The organism is Enterococcus sp. ARL09-542 (genome assembly GCF_005234805.1).
GTDB classification, from domain to species: domain Bacteria; phylum Bacillota; class Bacilli; order Lactobacillales; family Enterococcaceae; genus Enterococcus_D; species Enterococcus_D gallinarum.
The window spans coordinates 14340-32465 of the sequence record NZ_QPQX01000008.1 but is presented as its reverse complement, the minus strand read 5'-3'; the positions used below and the strand labels follow the sequence as shown (position 1 = coordinate 32465).

The 18126-nt window shown below is 40.0% G+C and carries 16 protein-coding genes; 15 read left to right on the top strand and 1 reads right to left on the bottom strand.

Features of this window, described 5'->3' with window-relative positions; translation table 11 throughout:
* The first annotated feature begins 50 nt into the window (after positions 1-50).
* The 12 genes from DVW06_RS10010 to DVW06_RS09960 all read left to right on the top strand — a co-directional run bounded on the left by DVW06_RS10010 (position 51) and on the right by DVW06_RS09960 (position 14490).
* Positions 51-998 (top strand): N(4)-(beta-N-acetylglucosaminyl)-L-asparaginase, encoded by a 948-nt coding sequence (locus DVW06_RS10010; protein ID WP_003128278.1) that lies wholly within the window; start codon positions 51-53, stop codon positions 996-998.
* A 50-nt stretch (positions 999-1048) separates the two neighbouring features.
* Positions 1049-2395: a PTS sugar transporter subunit IIC gene (locus DVW06_RS10005; protein ID WP_005470219.1), complete on the top strand. Its 1347-nt coding sequence runs from the start codon at positions 1049-1051 to the stop codon at positions 2393-2395.
* Positions 2396-2408: 13 nt separating this feature from the next.
* Positions 2409-2930 (top strand): GrdB-related putative oxidoreductase, encoded by a 522-nt coding sequence (locus DVW06_RS10000; RefSeq protein WP_137264606.1) that lies wholly within the window; start codon positions 2409-2411, stop codon positions 2928-2930.
* Between the two features lie 15 nt (positions 2931-2945).
* Complete coding sequence (locus tag DVW06_RS09995; protein ID WP_005470220.1) at positions 2946-4010, top strand: M42 family metallopeptidase; 1065 nt, start codon at positions 2946-2948, stop codon at positions 4008-4010.
* Positions 4011-4022: 12 nt separating this feature from the next.
* The gene (locus DVW06_RS09990; protein ID WP_003128283.1) at positions 4023-5102 is read left to right on the top strand and encodes a M42 family metallopeptidase; all 1080 of its coding nucleotides are present in this window, start codon (positions 4023-4025) and stop codon (positions 5100-5102) included.
* Between the two features lie 330 nt (positions 5103-5432).
* Positions 5433-8024 carry a bifunctional acetaldehyde-CoA/alcohol dehydrogenase gene (gene adhE / locus DVW06_RS09985; RefSeq protein WP_005470221.1) on the top strand — a complete coding sequence of 864 codons (2592 nt, stop codon included), beginning with the start codon at positions 5433-5435 and terminating at the stop codon, positions 8022-8024.
* A gap of 258 nt (positions 8025-8282) precedes the next feature.
* The gene (locus DVW06_RS09980; RefSeq protein ID WP_005470222.1) at positions 8283-8771 is read left to right on the top strand and encodes a hypothetical protein; all 489 of its coding nucleotides are present in this window, start codon (positions 8283-8285) and stop codon (positions 8769-8771) included.
* A gap of 45 nt (positions 8772-8816) precedes the next feature.
* The gene (locus DVW06_RS09975) at positions 8817-9365 is read left to right on the top strand and encodes a GNAT family N-acetyltransferase (protein ID WP_003128287.1); all 549 of its coding nucleotides are present in this window, start codon (positions 8817-8819) and stop codon (positions 9363-9365) included.
* Positions 9366-9979: 614 nt separating this feature from the next.
* Positions 9980-11917: a MucBP domain-containing protein gene (locus DVW06_RS09970; protein ID WP_446717780.1), complete on the top strand. Its 1938-nt coding sequence runs from the start codon at positions 9980-9982 to the stop codon at positions 11915-11917.
* Between the two features lie 15 nt (positions 11918-11932).
* On the top strand, positions 11933-12343 hold the full coding sequence (locus DVW06_RS17835) for a MucBP domain-containing protein (protein WP_432763344.1): 411 nt from the start codon (positions 11933-11935) through the stop codon (positions 12341-12343).
* Positions 12344-12708: 365 nt separating this feature from the next.
* Positions 12709-13575: an AraC family transcriptional regulator gene (locus DVW06_RS09965; RefSeq protein WP_005470224.1), complete on the top strand. Its 867-nt coding sequence runs from the start codon at positions 12709-12711 to the stop codon at positions 13573-13575.
* 357 nt (positions 13576-13932) lie between these two features.
* Positions 13933-14490 (top strand): hypothetical protein, encoded by a 558-nt coding sequence (locus DVW06_RS09960; RefSeq protein WP_003128291.1) that lies wholly within the window; start codon positions 13933-13935, stop codon positions 14488-14490.
* Positions 14491-14575: 85 nt separating this feature from the next.
* Here the strand turns inward: DVW06_RS09960 and DVW06_RS09955 are convergent, their stop codons facing one another.
* Positions 14576-15049 carry a GNAT family N-acetyltransferase gene (locus DVW06_RS09955; RefSeq protein ID WP_029486348.1) on the bottom strand — a complete coding sequence of 158 codons (474 nt, stop codon included), beginning with the start codon at positions 15047-15049 and terminating at the stop codon, positions 14576-14578.
* A 480-nt stretch (positions 15050-15529) separates the two neighbouring features.
* Here DVW06_RS09955 and DVW06_RS09950 point away from each other — a divergent pair, with 480 nt between their 5' ends.
* The 3 genes from DVW06_RS09950 (at position 15530) to DVW06_RS09940 (ending at position 18121) form a co-directional block, all read left to right on the top strand.
* Entirely contained in the window at positions 15530-16990 is a 1461-nt protein-coding gene (locus DVW06_RS09950; RefSeq protein ID WP_137264605.1) for a HAMP domain-containing sensor histidine kinase, read from the top strand.
* A gap of 6 nt (positions 16991-16996) precedes the next feature.
* A complete protein-coding gene (locus DVW06_RS09945; RefSeq protein ID WP_003128294.1) occupies positions 16997-17695 on the top strand; it encodes a response regulator transcription factor in 699 nt (232 codons plus the stop codon).
* A 288-nt stretch (positions 17696-17983) separates the two neighbouring features.
* The gene (locus tag DVW06_RS09940; protein ID WP_029486349.1) at positions 17984-18121 is read left to right on the top strand and encodes a teichoic acid D-Ala incorporation-associated protein DltX; all 138 of its coding nucleotides are present in this window, start codon (positions 17984-17986) and stop codon (positions 18119-18121) included.
* Positions 18122-18126 lie beyond the last annotated feature (5 nt).

Here is an 18126-nt window from a genome sequence, read left to right as displayed (position 1 = left end):
ATACCGTATAGAATATACTTGTAAGCGCTACAAATGATGGAGGGAAAGATATGTGGGGAATGATTGCAACTTGGCGAATGGCACACGATGGTGTACTGGCAGCCAAAGAACTTTTAGAAGGACAAGCGTCATGCAAAGATGCAGTAGAAACTGCCATCAAAGCAGTGGAAGATTATCCATTTTATAAATCAGTTGGTTATGGCGGATTGCCAAATGAACGCGGAATCGTCGAAATGGATGCCGCTTTTATGGATGGTGAAACATTTAAGATTGGTGCCGTTGCAGGGATTACCGATGTTGCCAATCCCATCTCAGTTGCACGCCAATTGAGTGATGAGAAATTCAATAGCTTTCGAGTAGGGCAAGGAGCCACCGAATACGCGATGTTGGCTGGATTTGAACGTAAGAATATGTTGACCGATCGGGCAAAAAAAATCTGGGAAAAACGATTAGCAGAAATCGCTGCTTCCAACCTCGATCCTTACGATGGCCATGACACGGTTGGCGTTGTTGCTCTCGATACGCAACAGCAAATGGCAGTCGGAACCTCTAGCTCTGGTTTGTTCATGAAAAAACAGGGTCGAGTGGGAGATTCGCCATTATCCGGCTCAGGATTTTATGTAGACAGTACGATTGGCGGAGCTGCCGCTACAGGTTTGGGTGAAGATTTGATGAAAGGCTGTCTTTCTTATGAAATCGTCCGCTTGATGGGAGAAGGTCTTTCACCACAAGCCGCTTGTGACCGGGCTGTTTATGGGTTTGAAGAACGATTACGCAAACGTTATGGCAAAGCAGGTGCCTTTTCGTTGATAGCATTGGATAAAAATGGGGCATGGGGGGTGGCAACAAATGTAGAATTCACATTTAGCGTTGCGACAGCTGACCAAGAAGCGGCTATTTATATGGCCAATCCTGGTCCAGATCAAACCACGGTGATCACACCGATCACGCAAGAGTGGCTTGATGCATATGAAGCACGCATCAAAGCACCGGTATGATTTCAAAAAAAGAGGATTGCAAAGAGCAAGATCTCGAAAGGAAGAGTGGAATGTTCGATAAATTAGAAAATGTGTTGATGCCGCTTGCGGTAAAGTTAGGGCAGAACAAAATTTTGATCGCAGTGCGTGATGGCTTTTTGATCACGACACCATTAGTGATTGTAGGATCGATTTTCTTACTGTTCGCAAATTTTCCAATACCAGGGTGGTCAGAGTTTTGGGCAGGAATGTTTGGTACAGGTTGGGAGTCGTGGGTCACTCGGGTTTCTGGTTCTGTCTTTAATACAGTTGGCTTCTTTTCATGTCTAGGAACGGCGTATGCTTATGGACGGGAAAAGAAAACCGATCCCATCCAAGCGGCAGCGGTAGCCGTGATTGCGTTTTTGATTTTAACACCAAATAAGCTGATCGTTGAAGGAGTGGCAGATCCAATTAGCGGGCTTTCTTTTGATCACTTAGGAACAAATGGGATTTTTGTCGGTTTGCTCGTCGCACTTATTTCTGTAGAAATTTATGCTTATACAACAAAACGAGGCTGGACCATCAAGATGCCTGATGGGGTTCCACCTGCTGTAACGAAATCCTTTGCTGCGCTGATTCCAAGTGCACTAGTCATGCTCTTATTTTTTGTCATCAATATATTATTTGGTATGACCCCTTTTGGTACCGTCCATGATTTTATCTTTAATGTCTTGCAAATGCCATTAAAAGGAGCCGGTAATACATTAACCGCACAGATTTTCTATAGTTTAGCCTGTACGATTTTTTGGTTCTTTGGGATTAATGGTCCGGCGGTAGCCAATTCTGTATTTGCGCCGATCTTAAGAATTCTAACCATGGAAAACCTAGATGCCTTTCAAGCTGGTAAAGATTTGCCAAACATCTTCACGGATCCATTTTCGAACTTCTTTACCAACTTTGGCGGCGGTGGTTCTACACTTTCCCTTGTAATCATCATGGTCCTCTTCTGTAAATCAAAACGGATCAAAGAACTAGGGAAACTTTCGCTCGTTCCTGGAATTTTCGGGATCAATGAGCCAATCATCTTTGGTTTGCCAGTCGTATTGAATCCAATCATTATTATTCCTTTTATCGCTGTTCCAATGGTTAATCTGCTTTTATCAACATTGGTAACCAACCTAGGAATCATTCCTTATACAACCGGCGTTTCATTGCCATGGACGACCCCGATCGGCTTCTCAGGGTATTTGAGTACAGGAAGTCTGGTTGCCTCTGTCTGGCAATTGATTCTATTAGCCATTGGTTGTTTGATCTACTATCCATTCATTATGGCATTAGACAAGCAATACCTGAAGGATGAACGGGAAGCAGAACAAGCCAAAAGTGAAGAACTGGAATTGTCGTTTGATGATATTTCCATCGATCACTTGTTATAGAAGGGGGATCACAATGAAAATAATCTTTTTGCTGGATCAAATTCAAGCCGGACTTGGTGGGAAAGAACATGGGGATCAGCCATTAGGGGGGCAAAAGACAGCGATTGGTTCTGTCAAAATGTTCGAAAAGCTATTAAAGGAAAAGAATATGGAGGTTCTTGCCACGATTTATTGTGGTGATGACTATTACCGAAAGCATGCGAAGGAATCTTCTTTAAAGATTGCCGCAATGGTACAGAAATTAGGCGCAGATGTGTTGCTTTGCGGTCCATGTTTTAATTATGAAACATACGGGGAAATGGCTGCTGAAGTTGCGAGAGTTGTCGAAGAGAAGGTTCAGATCCCTGCTGTTGCGGCGATGTCCATTGAATGCCAAGAGGCAATCACAAGATTTAAAGATCAAGTAGATATTGTAAAAATGCCAAAAAAGGGTGGTACTGGATTAACAGAAGCAATGAACGAAATGTTGACTCTTTGTCAGTTGAAAGCAGAGAAAAAAGATACAACGGATTACGTGAAGGAACATTGTTACTAAGGAGTGGTAAAGCAGATGGGACAAATGGATCAGCTCGAAAAAGTGGTCAAAACTCCCGGAATTTCCGGAAGAGAAAAAACAATCTCTAAATTATTGAAAGAGTATTATGCACCTTACTGCGATGAAATCATCTATGACAATCTAGGTTCGATCTATGGGGTCATCAAATCTGAAAAGGAGAATCCAACCACTGTTTTAGTGACTGCCCATATGGATGAACTTGGGTTTATTGTCAAAAAAATCGAAGAAACCGGCTTGATTCGCGGACTGATAATGGGGAAAATCGAGCCGAATAGCTTATTGGGACAGGAAGTCCACCTGTACAATCGACAAGGGAAAGCCTTCCCAGGCGTCATTTTAGGACGAAACAAAGCAAACCAGGTTCAGGGAAAAGAGGACGTTTTATTAGATTTTGGTTTTTCTTCAAAAGAGGAAGCATTGTCAGAAGAAGTTTCTTTGGGAGATATGGTGACATTTGCGCCCAAATTTACTGTCAGCAAAAATGGAAAAGAATGGATCGCTCCAAATTGGAATGGACGGATTTCTGTCAATCAAACGATTGATTTGTTACGTCAAATTTATGAAAATCAACTCAGCTTCCCTTTTGATCTATATGTTGGATGTACGGTTCAGGAGCAAGTCGGTGCCAGAGGTGCTCAAACAGCAGCGAATCTGGTTGCACCAGACCTAACGATCATCCTAGATACAAATCGAGCCTGGGATTATCAGGAAGATGCTGGCGATGTACAAGGAGAACTCTCAAAAGGAGTTCTATTGACATATTATGATCCTTCCGTTTTGCCAAATCGGTTGCCGATGGAAGAATTGAGAAAAATCTGTGAAGAGGCAGCATTGCCATATCAATATTATTTCTCATTAGAAGACTCAGACGGTGCTTGGTTCAACAAATTACGGACGGGATGTCCAGTCTTATTTATGAACATGCCTGTAAGAAATATGAACACAGCAGCTCAAGTTGTTTCGCAAGAAGATTATGAAACAGTCGGTCAAGCCATCTATCTTTTTCTGAAAGACTTAGACGAAGCAGCGATTGTTTCATTCAAAGAAGAAAACCGCTAGGAGACGATCCCTATGAGAGCTGTAGACTTAGAAATCCTAAAAGAATTAAGTGAAGCCGATGGTATCGGCGGCCGGGAAAAAGAAATATCCAGAATCGTGAAGAAATATGCAGAAGGAGCAGTTGATTTCTGTTTTTATGACAACCTTGGTTCATTGATCTTAGTAAAAAAGAGTTCTAAAGCGAATGCGCCCAAAGTGATGTTGTCAGCCCACATGGACGAAGTCGGTTTCGTAGTTCGAAAAATCACCAAGGAAGGTTATTTGAAACTCTTACCGGTAGGCGGCTGGTGGGGACACGTCATGCCCGCACAGGAAATGCGTGTCACAACGATGGAAGGCAAGAAATACACAGGGGTCATTGGAAGTCGCGCGCCCCACGGGATGCCGCCAGAAGAAAAGAATAAAGTGATCCCAGCTAATGAATTTTATTTAGATATGGGGGTTCCGTCAGCTGAATATATTCGCCAGTTAGGAATAATGGTAGGCGACATGGTTACACCTAAGACGGTCTTTCGTGAAATGAATGATCCGAATTACTTGCTAGGGAAAGCGTGGGATGATCGAGTTTGTGTGGGTGTCTGTATTGAGGTCATGAACGCTTTAGCCAAAGAAGAGCTAGCTGTTGATGTCTACTTTGCGGCAACGACTCAAGAAGAAGTCGGTATACGAGGTGCCCGTACAGCTGCCCACAGCATTAAGCCCGATTTGGCGATTGCGTTAGATGTCACTACCGCTGTAGACACTCCCTTTGATCAAGGGGGATTGCAACTGGGAAAAGGTCCTGTACTCTCTGTTTTGGATTCGCTAACGATCGGTAATAGTGAACTGCTTGCAAAAATGGAAGAGATTGCAGTAAGACAAAAACTACCTTATCGGCATGACTTCATGACTGTTGGAGGGACAGATGCTTGCAACATCCATAAAGCAATGACAGGAGTTGTTGCAATGACAGTATCGATTCCGACAAGGTATATGCATTCCTCAAGATTAATCATCCACAAAGAAGATTATTTGCAAACAATCATTCTATTGAGTGAATTTTTGAAAAAAATCACCTCTGAAGAAACACGCTCCTTCAAAATTGGACAATAGAGTGTTATTGTTCATCTATGTAAATGCAAAACCAAAATCAGTATCCATCATACTAAGAACCGATATATTTGAGAATCAATCAAATATATCGGTTCTTTTTCTTGGAAAAAGCTTGATAAAAGCAACGATTGTTCAATAAAGCACATGGATACTCGAGTCACTTAAACATCAGATTAAAATAACTCGATATGTTGAAAACGCTTGATTTAACTTATTTTTAAAAAACTGTGAAAAAAATCACAGAAATTGTTTACAAACGAAAAGAGTTATTGTATGATGTGTATGTGAAGTAATTAACAAATAAATTGTTAACGAACTAGGAGGATTACAATGGCTAAGACATTGGAAAAAGAAGTGACGATCGATGTACAAGCAATGATCGATGATCTTGCAAAAAAAGCAAACGTGGCCTTAAAAGAAATGGAAAACTTTGATCAAGAGAAAGTAGACCATATCGTACACGAAATGGCTATGGCAGCCTTAGACAAACATATGCCGCTTGCAAAAATGGCAGTTGAAGAAACGGGTCGCGGAATCTATGAAGATAAAGCAATCAAAAATATGTATGCTTCAGAATATATTTGGAATAGCATCAAACATGACAAAACAGTTGGCGTGATCAATGAAGACAAACAAAAAGGGTTGATCGAAATTGCTGAACCAGTCGGGGTTGTCTGTGGGGTAACTCCAACAACGAACCCAACGTCAACAACGATCTTTAAAGCAATGATCGCATTGAAGACTCGGAACCCAATCGTGTTTGCTTTCCATCCATCTGCTCAAAAATGTTCAGCAGAAGCAGCGCGGATCGTTCGTGATGCAGCAATCGCAGCCGGTGCACCAGAAAACTGTGTGCAATGGATCGAACATCCATCAATCGAAGCAACAGGCTTATTGATGAATCACCCAGGAATCGCCATCGTATTGGCAACTGGTGGTGCAGGCATGGTCAAAGCTGCATACTCAACAGGAAAACCAGCCCTAGGTGTAGGTCCAGGTAACGTCCCTTCTTACATCGAAAAAACAGCAAAAATCAAACGCGCGGTCAACGATTTGATCGTTTCTAAAACATTTGATAACGGAATGATCTGTGCTTCTGAACAAGCAGTGATCGTTGATAAAGAAGTCTATGCAGCTGTTAAAGCAGAGTTTGAAGCTCATCAAGTATACGTGGTAAAACCAAAAGAATTGCAAAAACTTGAAGATGCAGTGATGAATGAAGGCAAATATGCTGTAAATCCAGCAATTGTTGGACATTCAGCAATGGAGATCGCAAAATTAGCAGGCATCAAGGTGCCTGAAGGTACGAAACTATTGATTGCAGAACTAGATGGCGTGGGTGCAGATTACCCATTATCTCGCGAAAAACTTTCTCCAGTTCTAGCAATGATCAAAGCAAACAACACAGAAGATGCTTTCCAAAAATGTGAAGCTATGCTTGATTTAGGTGGATTAGGACATACAGCGGTTATCCACACAGAAAATGAAGATTTGCAATTGGCATTTGGCTTACGCATGAAAGCTTGCCGTATCTTGGTGAATACTCCATCTGCTGAAGGTGGTATCGGTAATATCTACAATGAAATGATCCCTTCATTGACACTTGGTTGTGGTTCATACGGAAAGAACTCTGTTTCTCGTAATGTTTCTGCTGTGAACTTGATCAACGTTAAAACTGTAGCGAAACGGAGAAATAATATGCAATGGTTTAAATTACCGCCAAAAATCTTCTTTGAAAAGAACTCTCTATTATACTTAGAGAAAATGGAAAATGTTGAACGTGTCATGATCGTTTGTGACCCAGGAATGGTTCAATTCGGCTACTGCGATACCGTTCGCGAAGTTCTTGCTCGCCGCAAAAACGATGTGAAGATCGAAGTCTTCTCAGATGTAGAACCAAACCCATCAACAAATACCGTTTATGCTGGAACGAAGATGATGGTTGATTTCAAACCAGATACAGTAATCGCTCTTGGTGGTGGATCAGCAATGGATGCTGCGAAAGGCATGTGGATGTTCTATGAACACCCAGATACATCTTTCTTTGGCGCAAAACAAAAATTCTTGGATATCCGTAAACGGACATACAAGATCGACAAACCAGAAAAAACTCAATTTGTATGTATCCCAACAACTTCCGGTACAGGTTCTGAAGTAACCCCATTTGCGGTTATCACAGATAGCGATACGCATGTGAAATACCCATTAGCAGACTACGCATTAACACCAGATGTAGCGATCGTTGACCCTCAATTCGTCATGTCAGTTCCTGCTTCTGTAACAGCAGATACAGGTATGGATGTATTGACCCATGCGATTGAATCTTATGTGTCGGTAATGGCATCTGATTACACTCGTGGGTTGAGCTTACAAGCAATCAAGTTAGTCTTTGACTACTTAGAAAAATCAGTGAAAACACCGGATATGGAATCTCGCGAAAAAATGCATAACGCATCAACAATGGCAGGTATGGCCTTCGCCAATGCATTCCTAGGTATTTGTCACTCAGTTGCTCACAAAATTGGGGGAGAATATGGTATTCCTCACGGACGTACCAATGCGATTCTTTTACCGCATATTATCCGTTACAATGCCAAAGATCCTCAAAAACATGCGATGTTCCCTAAATATGATTTCTTCCGTGCTGACACAGATTACGCAGACATTGCGAAATTCTTAGGTCTTAAAGGAGAAACAACTGCGGAACTAGTTGAAGCATTAGCAACTGCGGTTTACGAATTAGGTAAATCCGTTGGTATCGATATGAACTTGAAAGCACAAGGCGTGACTCAAGAAGTATTGGATGCAACTGTAGATCGTATGGCTGAATTGGCTTACGAAGACCAATGTACAACTGCGAACCCTAAAGAACCATTGATTTCTGAATTGAAACAAATCATTGTGGATGCTTATAACGGCTAAGCAATGAATGCACCAATCCCCTCGGTATCTTAGCTGCCGAGGGGATATTTTTTGTAGTTGAGAGATACAATGAATTGAGTTAACTGTAGGGTGGTGCAGAAACTAGTAAATTTGACTATAAAAGAAGTGGTATGTGATATGTAATATACAGTAGAGAAAACAATTACTATTCAGCCCGTCTGTTTTTCAACATTATTCTCGAAGCTTTTCTTGACGAAGCAAAAGAAAAACGCAACAATAGAGTAGGAGGTGGTACCGATGGACACAGAGGCCTTAGTGTTAGATTTACTCGTTCAGCAAAAACAAATGGAAGCGTTACAAAACTATTTAATGAAAACATCAATGGTTGAAGATGAAGCAAGCCAAACGTTTCTTTTTGACTTAAAGGATTATGTCGATAGTTTATCTTTAGTGACTATTTACGAAACGGCACCAACGATAGAAGAACGTCAAGTGGAAGAGATGTCGGCTATTCTGGGAGATCAGGCTCAAACACTTCGAGAGTTAATCCGGCAACTAGAAGAACTTGAAGATGCTGGGAAGAAGGATTTCTATGGTCAACAAGACGGTGAGTTGCGCCGAACGATTGCTGGGTTAAAAGGTATCCTCGAGTTAAATGGATTACTTTTACAAGATAATCTTACGTTTCAGAGAAAGTGGAAGGACACCGATGGTACAGTGGTAGTCAAAGAAACAGCGTCCGAAAAAAATGGCTTTTTTCAACGTTTGTTTGGTAAAAACAAGTAGCTTCAGTTTTATTTTTCAGCAGTTTGATGTTTGAAAAGGAGAAAGATGAAAAATCATATACAATTGAAATCAATCACCGAAGAAAACCTTTCTGCTCTTTGGTCGATCAGTTATGGTCCTAAAGCTGACTTAGAGTGGAAAAAGTGGGATGGACCTTATTTTCAGGACCCTATCCTAACCTGGGAAGAATTCAAAAATGGATTTGGCAAAAATTGTTTAAATAATCCATTACGGAAGGCTATTTATTATCAAGGAAGGCTTGTAGGAATCGCCACTGCATATTGGGAAGATGGCAATCTGCATCAATGGCTTGAATTTGGTGTAGCAATCTATGATGCCACTATATGGAATCATGGGGTCGGTAGTCATGCGATGCGTTTGTGGATCACATTCTTATTTGAACAAGAACCACTCATCCAACGGATCGGATATACGACTTGGTCAGGCAATCACCGGATGATGAAGGTTGGGGAAAAACTGGGCATGACGAAAGAAGCACAAATCCGTAGAGTTCGTTATTGGGAAGGCCACTATTATGACTCAGTAAAATACGGTGTGCTGCGAGAAGAATGGAACCAAAGAATGGGCAGGTAAGAAAAAAACTGCACTGTACCAATAAACGGGATTTTTTGTTCCGTCTGTTGGCATCGATAACAGATCTAACTGCTAAAACGTAAAAAATATCTATTTGTGGATCCAGCTGGGGATATTCCTTGCTGGTCTTTTTTTGTCGCCAACTGTTATTGATTGTCTTGCTCCACAATATCGAAAGACGAGGAAGCTAAGAAGCAGCTTTATTTCAGCTGATCAATTTACAATTTTAGATGCAATCCTTTTTTGAAAGTCATGGGAGAGTAAGCGTAGATACACTGATTTTTGTTTGAAGCAAAGTCAAAGCAGGTACAGCTATTTTTTTTGCTACCATTATTCCTAGAAATACTTTGGTCTACAGATACAGTAGTTATTAATTTTTAGCAAATGAAATGGCGTGATTGGGGTGTGAAAAGTGCGTAACGTTCGTGCTATATTTCACTAGTTAAGTTATAACTTTACTATTTTCCATTTTAGGATTATTATTATTAAAATGAGAATATGGTTAAAAAAAGAAAAGGTAATGATTAGCAAAAAAGGAGATCAAAAATAAACGAAAAATATTTAGCTATGTATCTTTATTTGTCTTATTAAATTCACCACTGGCTACCCCCGTAGTGACAGTACTAGCAGCGGAGGGAAACGACTCTGTACAGTCTGACACCACCCAAGAAACTAGCAACGATTCAGTTGAGACTGTTACTGAATCTTCTACCTCTGAAAGTGTTACTTCTGATTCAAAGGAATCAAGTTCTGAGAGTGAAGCATCAACAACATCAACAGCATCAACAGTAGGTACAGAAGAATCATCGATTCCAGATACAAGTTCTGCCAAATCAAAGGAAAAATCAGCTAGAAGTTTGTTGCCATCAAATGCTCAACAGTTCGCAAATTCGTTGCCTGATAATCAAGCCAATACTGAGGATGTTTCTAGTTGGTTACCAGATCCTACATTACAGTCAATAGTGGCGAAGGCATTAGGAATCGAAGTATCAGAAATCACTAAAGAAAAAATCAGTAAAATGCAGACAATCTATATTTATTCGACTGATTCAGCTCTTGCTGATTTGTCCGGTTTGGAGTATGCCACAAGCCTGTCTTCCTTTTACATGAATGGAACCAATCAGATTTCTGATTTTTCGGTATTAACTAAGATAGATAGTTTAGTCTATGCTTATTTAATGGGAGCGAATGTTACAGATGACAATGTTCCTGATTTTGGGGACAATTTTACTCGATTGAACCTTTCTTCTGCTAATGTCACAGATGCTGTCTATCCGAAGATACTTGAAATGAAGAATTTAGAATCACTTACTTTTGAGTCGAATATGAATATTACTACGATTGCGCCATTGGCTACATTGCCGAATTTAAAGGAATTACGGATTCAATTTTGTGCGGTCAGCGATTTCACCGTTATCAACAATTTTCCTGTCTTAGAAAATCTGGCGGCTTATGGGCAGAATACAGGAAGAAGTGATGGAGTGACTACGATATCCGCTAAGGAGCTGAATTATGATGCTGCAACGCAGTCATTTTTTGTCCCGTTTTCGATCATGCCCAATCGACTAACAAATTTTGATGGCTATGTTCCACCTTTTTCAACATCCAATAGTCAAAGCCAAACGTATTTTGACTTAAACGGGGTTCAACTCCCTTCTTCTCAGCTATCTATTACAGATCAAGACGTCACTGTGTCTGATATAACCCCAGAAGAATTTGAAGGTATTCATACGATGAAATACAATTCACGTCTGAATAATCCAGCCGGGACATATGCACAACCAGATGGGTTTAGCTTCTACGCGATTTCTTCAGGTACCTATTTGCATCAATTTGCGATCAATCATCAAGAAGCAGCCGCAGATGTCACAGTAGAATATGTGGACACAGATGGAAATGAGATCCACGCACCACAAGTCATTACAGGGAATGTTGGAGATGACTACGACGCTACGACAGATGTATACAAACTAACGATCAATGGTTATACATTAGACACGAAACAGTTGCCAGATAATGGTATTGGGGTAATGAGTGATCAAGCACAAACAGTGACCTATGTGTACGCGAAAGACCCTGTAAAAGCCGCAGATGTGACGGTGAAATATGTGGACACAGATGGAAATGAGATCCACGCACCACAAGTCATTACAGGGAATGTTGGAGATGACTACGATGCTACGACAGATGTATACAAACTAACGATCAATGGTTATACATTAGACACGAAACAATTACCAACTAATAGCACTGGGGTAATGAGTGATCAAGCCCAAACCGTGACCTATGTATATACCAAAGATCCTGTGAAAGCGGCAGATGTGACGGTAGAATATGTGGACACAGATGGAAATGAGATCCACGCATCACAAGCCATTTCAGGAAATGTTGGAGATGACTACGACGCTACGACGGATGGATACAAACTAACGATCAATGGTTATACATTAGACACGAAACAGTTGCCAAAGAATGGCACTGGAGTAATGAGTGATCAAGCGCAAACCGTGACATATGTGTATACGAAGAATTCGGATAAAGGCAAAGATTAAGAAAGAGCGGCAGCTGTGACAGTTGTCTATGTTGACAAAGACGGCAAAGAAATTCATGCAGCGAAAACCATTCAAGGAAATATCGGTGATCACTATGATGCTACTACGAAAGAATATCAGTTGTCGATCAATGGTTATCATCTAGATGAGAGCCAATTACCAGAAAATCGGATCGGAAAGCTAGGGAAAGAGCCGCAAACCATCACATATGTATATACAAAAGATGCTTCTCCAGCAAAAACATCCACTTCAGAGCAAAAAAACAAGACATCAACATCTAAGAAAGAAAATACAAATTATCAAAAAGATTCAGAATCAAAAGCAAAATTACCACAAACCAATGACGTATCAAAAAGTTATTTAAACCTTATAGGAATTGGATTAGTCAGCTTTATTGAATTCTATTTAATAAAAAGACGAAAATAAAAGGTAGCAGTTCTTTTTGATTACGAGATGTCGATTCTTAAGTGGAGACAAGGATTGTTCATTAAGAACGATCGATGAGTAAACGACTAAATACCAAAACAAGGAGCCTATCTTCTTGTTTTGGTATTTTTGTGTGCGGTAGTCTTTAGGAATCAGTACATCGACAGCTCAAAAAAATAGATCTATTTACAAATACACTTTTTAAAACATAGAGAACGTTCATGCATTTAAAGGAATTTCTTGTTCTATGCTATACTTGGGGCATCAAAAAATACTTTTGACTAAAACCGATAAAACATGCAACGATAATACCGGGTGACGTTCTTTGAACTTTGTTATTGTGTAGGAGATGGGAGAGAAGACGAATGAATCCTTTAGAGAATATGAATCAGGCAATGGCCTATCTAGAAGAAAACTTGTTAGAAGAAATTGATTTTACACACATGGCTAAATTAGCTGGTTGTTCGGAATATCATTTTCGGCGGGTATTTTCCTATTTGGCGGGTATGTCTTTAAGCGAATATTTGCGATGCAGGAAATTGGTTTTGGCAGGAGACTTGTTGAAACAAGGAGCGAAAGTAATCGACACTGCAACGTTACTTGGCTATGATTCGTCGGATGCTTTTAGTAAAGCCTTTCGTGGGATGCATGGCATTTCTCCCTCACAAGCAAAACAGCTGGATGTTATTCTAAAAGCATTTCCACCAATGACTTTCCAGCTGACAATCAAAGGAGGTAACAAAATGGACTATCGGATCGTGCACAATGAACCTTTTCAAATCGTCGGTTTCAAAAAAAGAATCACGCTGCAGTATCAGGGAGAGAATCCGCAAATGACATCACTGTATGAAAAGCTGACGCCAGAGCGCATTATGGAACTCAAAAATCTGGCAAATATCCAGCCGCGAGGAATTATCAGTGTGTCGGCAAATTTTGTCGAACGAGAAGTGGAAGGAACAGCGCTTGATCAGTATGTCGGTGTAGCAACTACCCAAAAAGCATCAGAACCTTATGATGTGTTACAAGTGGAAGAATCTGATTGGGCAGTCTTTACAGTAGTAGGACCATTTCCAGAAGCAGTTCAAGAAACTTGGGCGCGTATTTACAGCGAATGGCTGGCAATGTCTGATTATCAATTAACTGGAGGACCCGAACTTTTGTGGCATGAAAGTCCTGATTTGTCTAAACCCGACTGCAAAAGCGAGCTATGGATTCCAGTCAGTAAAAGCTGATGATTGACGAATCAAACGTCACGAAAGAACGTGCAAAGTGAGGAATCAAAACAAGCCAAAAGAAGCACAGAAAGTTACTTCTGTGCTTCTTTTGTATATTCATTGAATAGGAGTTTGAGAAGAATCCATGATGTGGAATTTGTGAGAATAAGACGAGTGATGGTGCAAGAAACTTTGGGCGAAGCCCATTGCTCAAAATAAGTAAGCTAAAAAAATATATTCAAAATAAAAAATGTTATTGTATGTTTGAGAAGTAAGAAGTAGACTATTCTTAATAGTAGACTACTCTTAATGATAGAATGGCGCCTTTTATAGACAAACGTTTTTGAACAAGTATGCCAGGGAGGAGCTGGGTAAATGGACAAGCAAACGAGTAATCAATCATGGTTTTATAGTACATTTTCAAATGACATCCAAAAAATGTTACTCGATGGAAAGCGGGTAGCAGCACTGATTGAAATTGACGCCAAGGAATATCCTCAAGGGTTTGTCAAATGTTCAGCTGGAACGCCTAATTGCAAATGTATCATTGGAGAAGATACGATTGACATAATCAAGTTGGGGGAAAACCATTGTTTGTTTATGAAAAAGCAGGAACAGGAACTATTTCACATAAGAAGAGCAGACTTGGAATATCTTTATTTAGAGATAAGAAGATTAGGAGCTGCGACTAATGGGTACCATTTCTTATTTTTAGATTTGAAAAGCAAGATAAATCCGAACCCGCTAAAATTTGCTATCAATTCTTTGAAACCATTTTTGCTGCTGTGGAATCATCCAGCTTTTGCAGCAATTGAAAAAAGGATAGACGATCGCTTAACTCCTTTACTAAATTGCAATGATTCAGATAGGATCCCTGACGAAATCAAAAGTAATAGAATCGATATTCCTTTAGTGACTGATCGAATAGAATAGAGACAGATTCAAATTAGTCCAAGTGTCAGGTGAAACCCGACTATCGCATTTTCATTGAAACAAGCAAAAAGACTGCGAAGAACCTTTAGAAAGGTTCTGTCGCAGTCGTTTTCTTGTATACCATAATCAGTTCACCATTTTCTGGATCTATGTGGTGGGTATGCCTAAAGCCAAAAGCGGTATAAAACGAAAAGATCGTTTTGTTCTCTTTGTGGGCACTTAAATAGATTTTTTCCACTGTCCAATGGCAGAAAAGATAGTCTAGGAGCAACGGCATAAATTTCTTGCCTAAGCCTAATTTTTGCCAATGCTGATCGATCATCAAGCGATCCAACCAAATACTTTGTTCTTGTTCGTTATAGGCACCGACCATTGCAAAGCCGACAATGGTTTCTTCTTTGTACAAAGCAAGCGGGACCCAATGCAAAGAAGTATCATATGCAGCTTCCAGCAAGGAGGTGGTGTTGTCTTCAATAAAAGTATGTTGGGATTCTGATACTTTTAAGGCAGCAATTGTACGCCAAGTAGACTGGGACACTTCTTCAATTCTGACTGTCATAGTGTATGTCCTTTCTTCCATTTTTTTTAGTATAACGAAAGCTGTCTCAAAGAACAAATACAGTTGCCGCAATTAGCAGCTAGTCTTGCGTTAGGGGGAGAAGCCGGGCTGTACTTTTCGTATTTAATTTACTTTTTAGCAATAGTTTACTTTTTGTTTACTATTTCCTGTTACTATAGTATTGGCTCAGTTTTTATTATTCTGATAATCAAATTTTATTTTCTTTATTTAAAAAGGTAAGAAATCGGATCATTGCGTGTGCAAGGAAGAAAGAATTCACTCTTTCACAACTGACTGAAGGCATCGGTTGAAGTACCTACAAGTATGGGCTAAAATCGAAAAAAATAGACAGCACCTCCTTTCAATAAGAGGCGGATCACGTCGTGAAAACAGGCGATCCCAATTTTTTCAAAGAGAACACTTTAAATGATGGCTGCATAACTATGTTGAATCATCGCTATCAAAGAGAAGAGGAAAAGAATGACTATCAAGCAGCGTTTATTTATATCGCATATATTGATGATTATTGTCCCAGTTTTATTGAGCTTATTAGCTTCAGTGATTGCTTTTTTAATGGTCTGGCGTTATTTCTGGGGGCTAGATGAAGGAGCCATGATCAAGAATACCGAATTTCGTGCCCAGTATGCGACGGTTGAAAGTCTGGTGATCAAATGGGATACGGAGAAGACGACAGATGCAGAAGTAGTCGCCGACATGCAACATTTCAAAAAGACCAATCATAGCAAAAATATTGCATTGCTGGTTTATCGCGGCGACAAGCTAATTTCGTCTGTAGGGGAAGTAACAGATCAAAAAATGAAAGAAACTGCTCTTAAAGAAGAGGGAGAACATAGTTACTTAAAAGATCAAACCTTTCTTACGACATTTGATACCAGCAACTACAAGATTATCTTGATCAATTCAAATTATTACAATGATTTGTATTATCAAGATCCATTATGGGATCGCGATTACAAAGCGATGTTGTCTCGGATCATCGTGTTAGTCGTGATTTTGATTTTGTCGATTATTTTTATTACTAGCCGTGTTCTGACGCGATATCTCACAAGAAGTATTACCGATCCTTTGGAATTATTGACTGTAGGTTTCTATAAAATCAGAGAAGGAGATCTGCAATATCAAATCCAGTATACGAAGCAAGATGAATTTTTACCGGTCTCAAAAGACTTCAACGGTATGGCACGTCAGCTGAAAGAAATGATGGATAATCAAAACAAACTGGAAACCAATCGTCGAGAATTGATCGCGGGTATTTCCCATGATCTGCGAACCCCACTGACTTCGATCAAAGCCTATGTCGAAGGATTAGAGAAGGGGATCGCTAATACACCTGCCATGCGGACCAAATATTTTACGATTGTAAAACAGAAGATCGATGATTTGGACCAAGTGATTGCACAGCTTTTCTTGTTTTCTAAGTTGGATACCGGTGAATTTCCTTTCAATCTAGTGACAACTACTAGTAAAAAACTGATCGATGAATACATCGGCTTTATCCAGCAGGAATACGAATTGAATGGATTGACGATTCTATTGGAACCGACGGATCAAAACGTTTCGCTAGAAGTGGATCCAGTTCAGTTTCGTACAGTCTTAACAAATCTATTTGAAAATGCCCGCAAGTATGTGGATCGCAACGATAAACAAGTGGTCGTCTCTTATGAAGTAGTTGAGGAACAGTTTATCTTGTCGATCATTGATAACGGCAGCGGTGTTTCGGAAGAGAATTTGGAAGACTTGTTTGAACTTTTCTATCGCGATGACCGCTCAAGAACCAACCCGAGCAAAGGCAATGGCTTAGGCTTAGCGATTTCGAAGAAAATCATTGAAGGATTCAATGGAACGATTCAAGCGTACAACCATCCAGCAGGGGGATTAGCGATCGTTATCACCCTCCCAGTTAAATCAAAAAGGAAGTGATCGAAGTTGAGTGTACGAGTATTAATTATTGAAGACGATGAAGATATTTCAATGATCGAAAAAGATTTTTTAGAAATGGAAGGGTATGAAGTCCATATCGTTAACGACGGTTGTGTGGGCTATCATGAAGCATTGACGGAGAAATACCAATTGATCCTATTGGATGTGATGCTGCCAGGAATGGATGGACATGAGATTTGTCGAAACATTCGCGATAAAGTCGATATTCCAATCATTATGGTCACGGCCAAGTCAGAAGAATTAGAAAAGCTGCGAGGTTTAGGTATAGGTGCGGATGATTATATTTCGAAACCTTTTTCGCCAACCGAACTTGTCGCTCGGGTCAAAGCGAACATTGCACAATACAATCGGATCAAGCGCGGACAACAGACAGAAACTGTATCTAGTGAAATCGAATTAGGCGGTATCCGAATCAATTCACAAACGCATCGGGTTTACGTGGATGGAATCGAAGTTGACTGCAAACATCGAGAGTATGAGTTATTGCTCTTTTTGATGGAAAATCCAGAGATCGTCTTCAGCAAAGAACAACTCTATGAAAAAATCTGGGGGATGGAAGCACTAGGCAACATCCGAACCGTCGCCGTCCATATCAATCGTTTAAGAGAAAAAGTCGAGGAAGATCCCACCAATCCACAATATATTCAAACCGTCTGGGGAGCAGGGTATCGCTTTAAGGCGTAACATTGCAGCAAAGTGGTTAGTTGCTGCCTAAAAATATAGCAGCAAGAATCTTTTTTCAGCATAGGTGCTGTTTAAAGAGATTCTTGCTTTTTTTATGAAGAGATGACAATTTTGTTCGTGAAAGCCATTTTGTATTACAAAAATGTAAGCAGATTAAAAAAAAACTAATAAATGAAATAAAAAGTTTATCGCCAGTTTATAAATTGTTTAACATTTCAAGGTCAATTATTTACTCCTTCATTCTAGAATCAATATAGCAAGAAAAGGAGGGATTTGGTGAAACAACGAATCAAAAATGAACATGTGCGTCAAGCACTCTTCTTTGCAGGCAAAACCCTTTTTTATTTCTGTATCATTTTGATGCTGATTTATCTTTATCATTATAAAAACGTGCAAGGTGGCACCTTTATCTATAATGAATTTTAGGAGGA

Excerpts from the sequence above, each read along its gene's own strand:
- DVW06_RS10010 (WP_003128278.1), top strand. The coding sequence starts at position 51 with ATGTGGGGAATGATTGCAACTTGGCGAATGGCACACGATGGTGTACTG.
- DVW06_RS10005 (WP_005470219.1), top strand. The coding sequence starts at position 1,049 with ATGTTCGATAAATTAGAAAATGTGTTGATGCCGCTTGCGGTAAAGTTA.
- DVW06_RS10000 (WP_137264606.1), top strand. The coding sequence starts at position 2,409 with ATGAAAATAATCTTTTTGCTGGATCAAATTCAAGCCGGACTTGGTGGG.
- DVW06_RS09995 (WP_005470220.1), top strand. The coding sequence starts at position 2,946 with ATGGGACAAATGGATCAGCTCGAAAAAGTGGTCAAAACTCCCGGAATT.
- DVW06_RS09990 (WP_003128283.1), top strand. The coding sequence starts at position 4,023 with ATGAGAGCTGTAGACTTAGAAATCCTAAAAGAATTAAGTGAAGCCGAT.
- adhE (WP_005470221.1), top strand. The coding sequence starts at position 5,433 with ATGGCTAAGACATTGGAAAAAGAAGTGACGATCGATGTACAAGCAATG.
- DVW06_RS09980 (WP_005470222.1), top strand. The coding sequence starts at position 8,283 with ATGGACACAGAGGCCTTAGTGTTAGATTTACTCGTTCAGCAAAAACAA.
- DVW06_RS09975 (WP_003128287.1), top strand. The coding sequence starts at position 8,817 with ATGAAAAATCATATACAATTGAAATCAATCACCGAAGAAAACCTTTCT.
- DVW06_RS09965 (WP_005470224.1), top strand. The coding sequence starts at position 12,709 with ATGAATCCTTTAGAGAATATGAATCAGGCAATGGCCTATCTAGAAGAA.
- DVW06_RS09960 (WP_003128291.1), top strand. The coding sequence starts at position 13,933 with ATGGACAAGCAAACGAGTAATCAATCATGGTTTTATAGTACATTTTCA.
- DVW06_RS09955 (WP_029486348.1), bottom strand. The coding sequence starts at position 15,049 with ATGACAGTCAGAATTGAAGAAGTGTCCCAGTCTACTTGGCGTACAATT.
- DVW06_RS09950 (WP_137264605.1), top strand. The coding sequence starts at position 15,530 with ATGACTATCAAGCAGCGTTTATTTATATCGCATATATTGATGATTATT.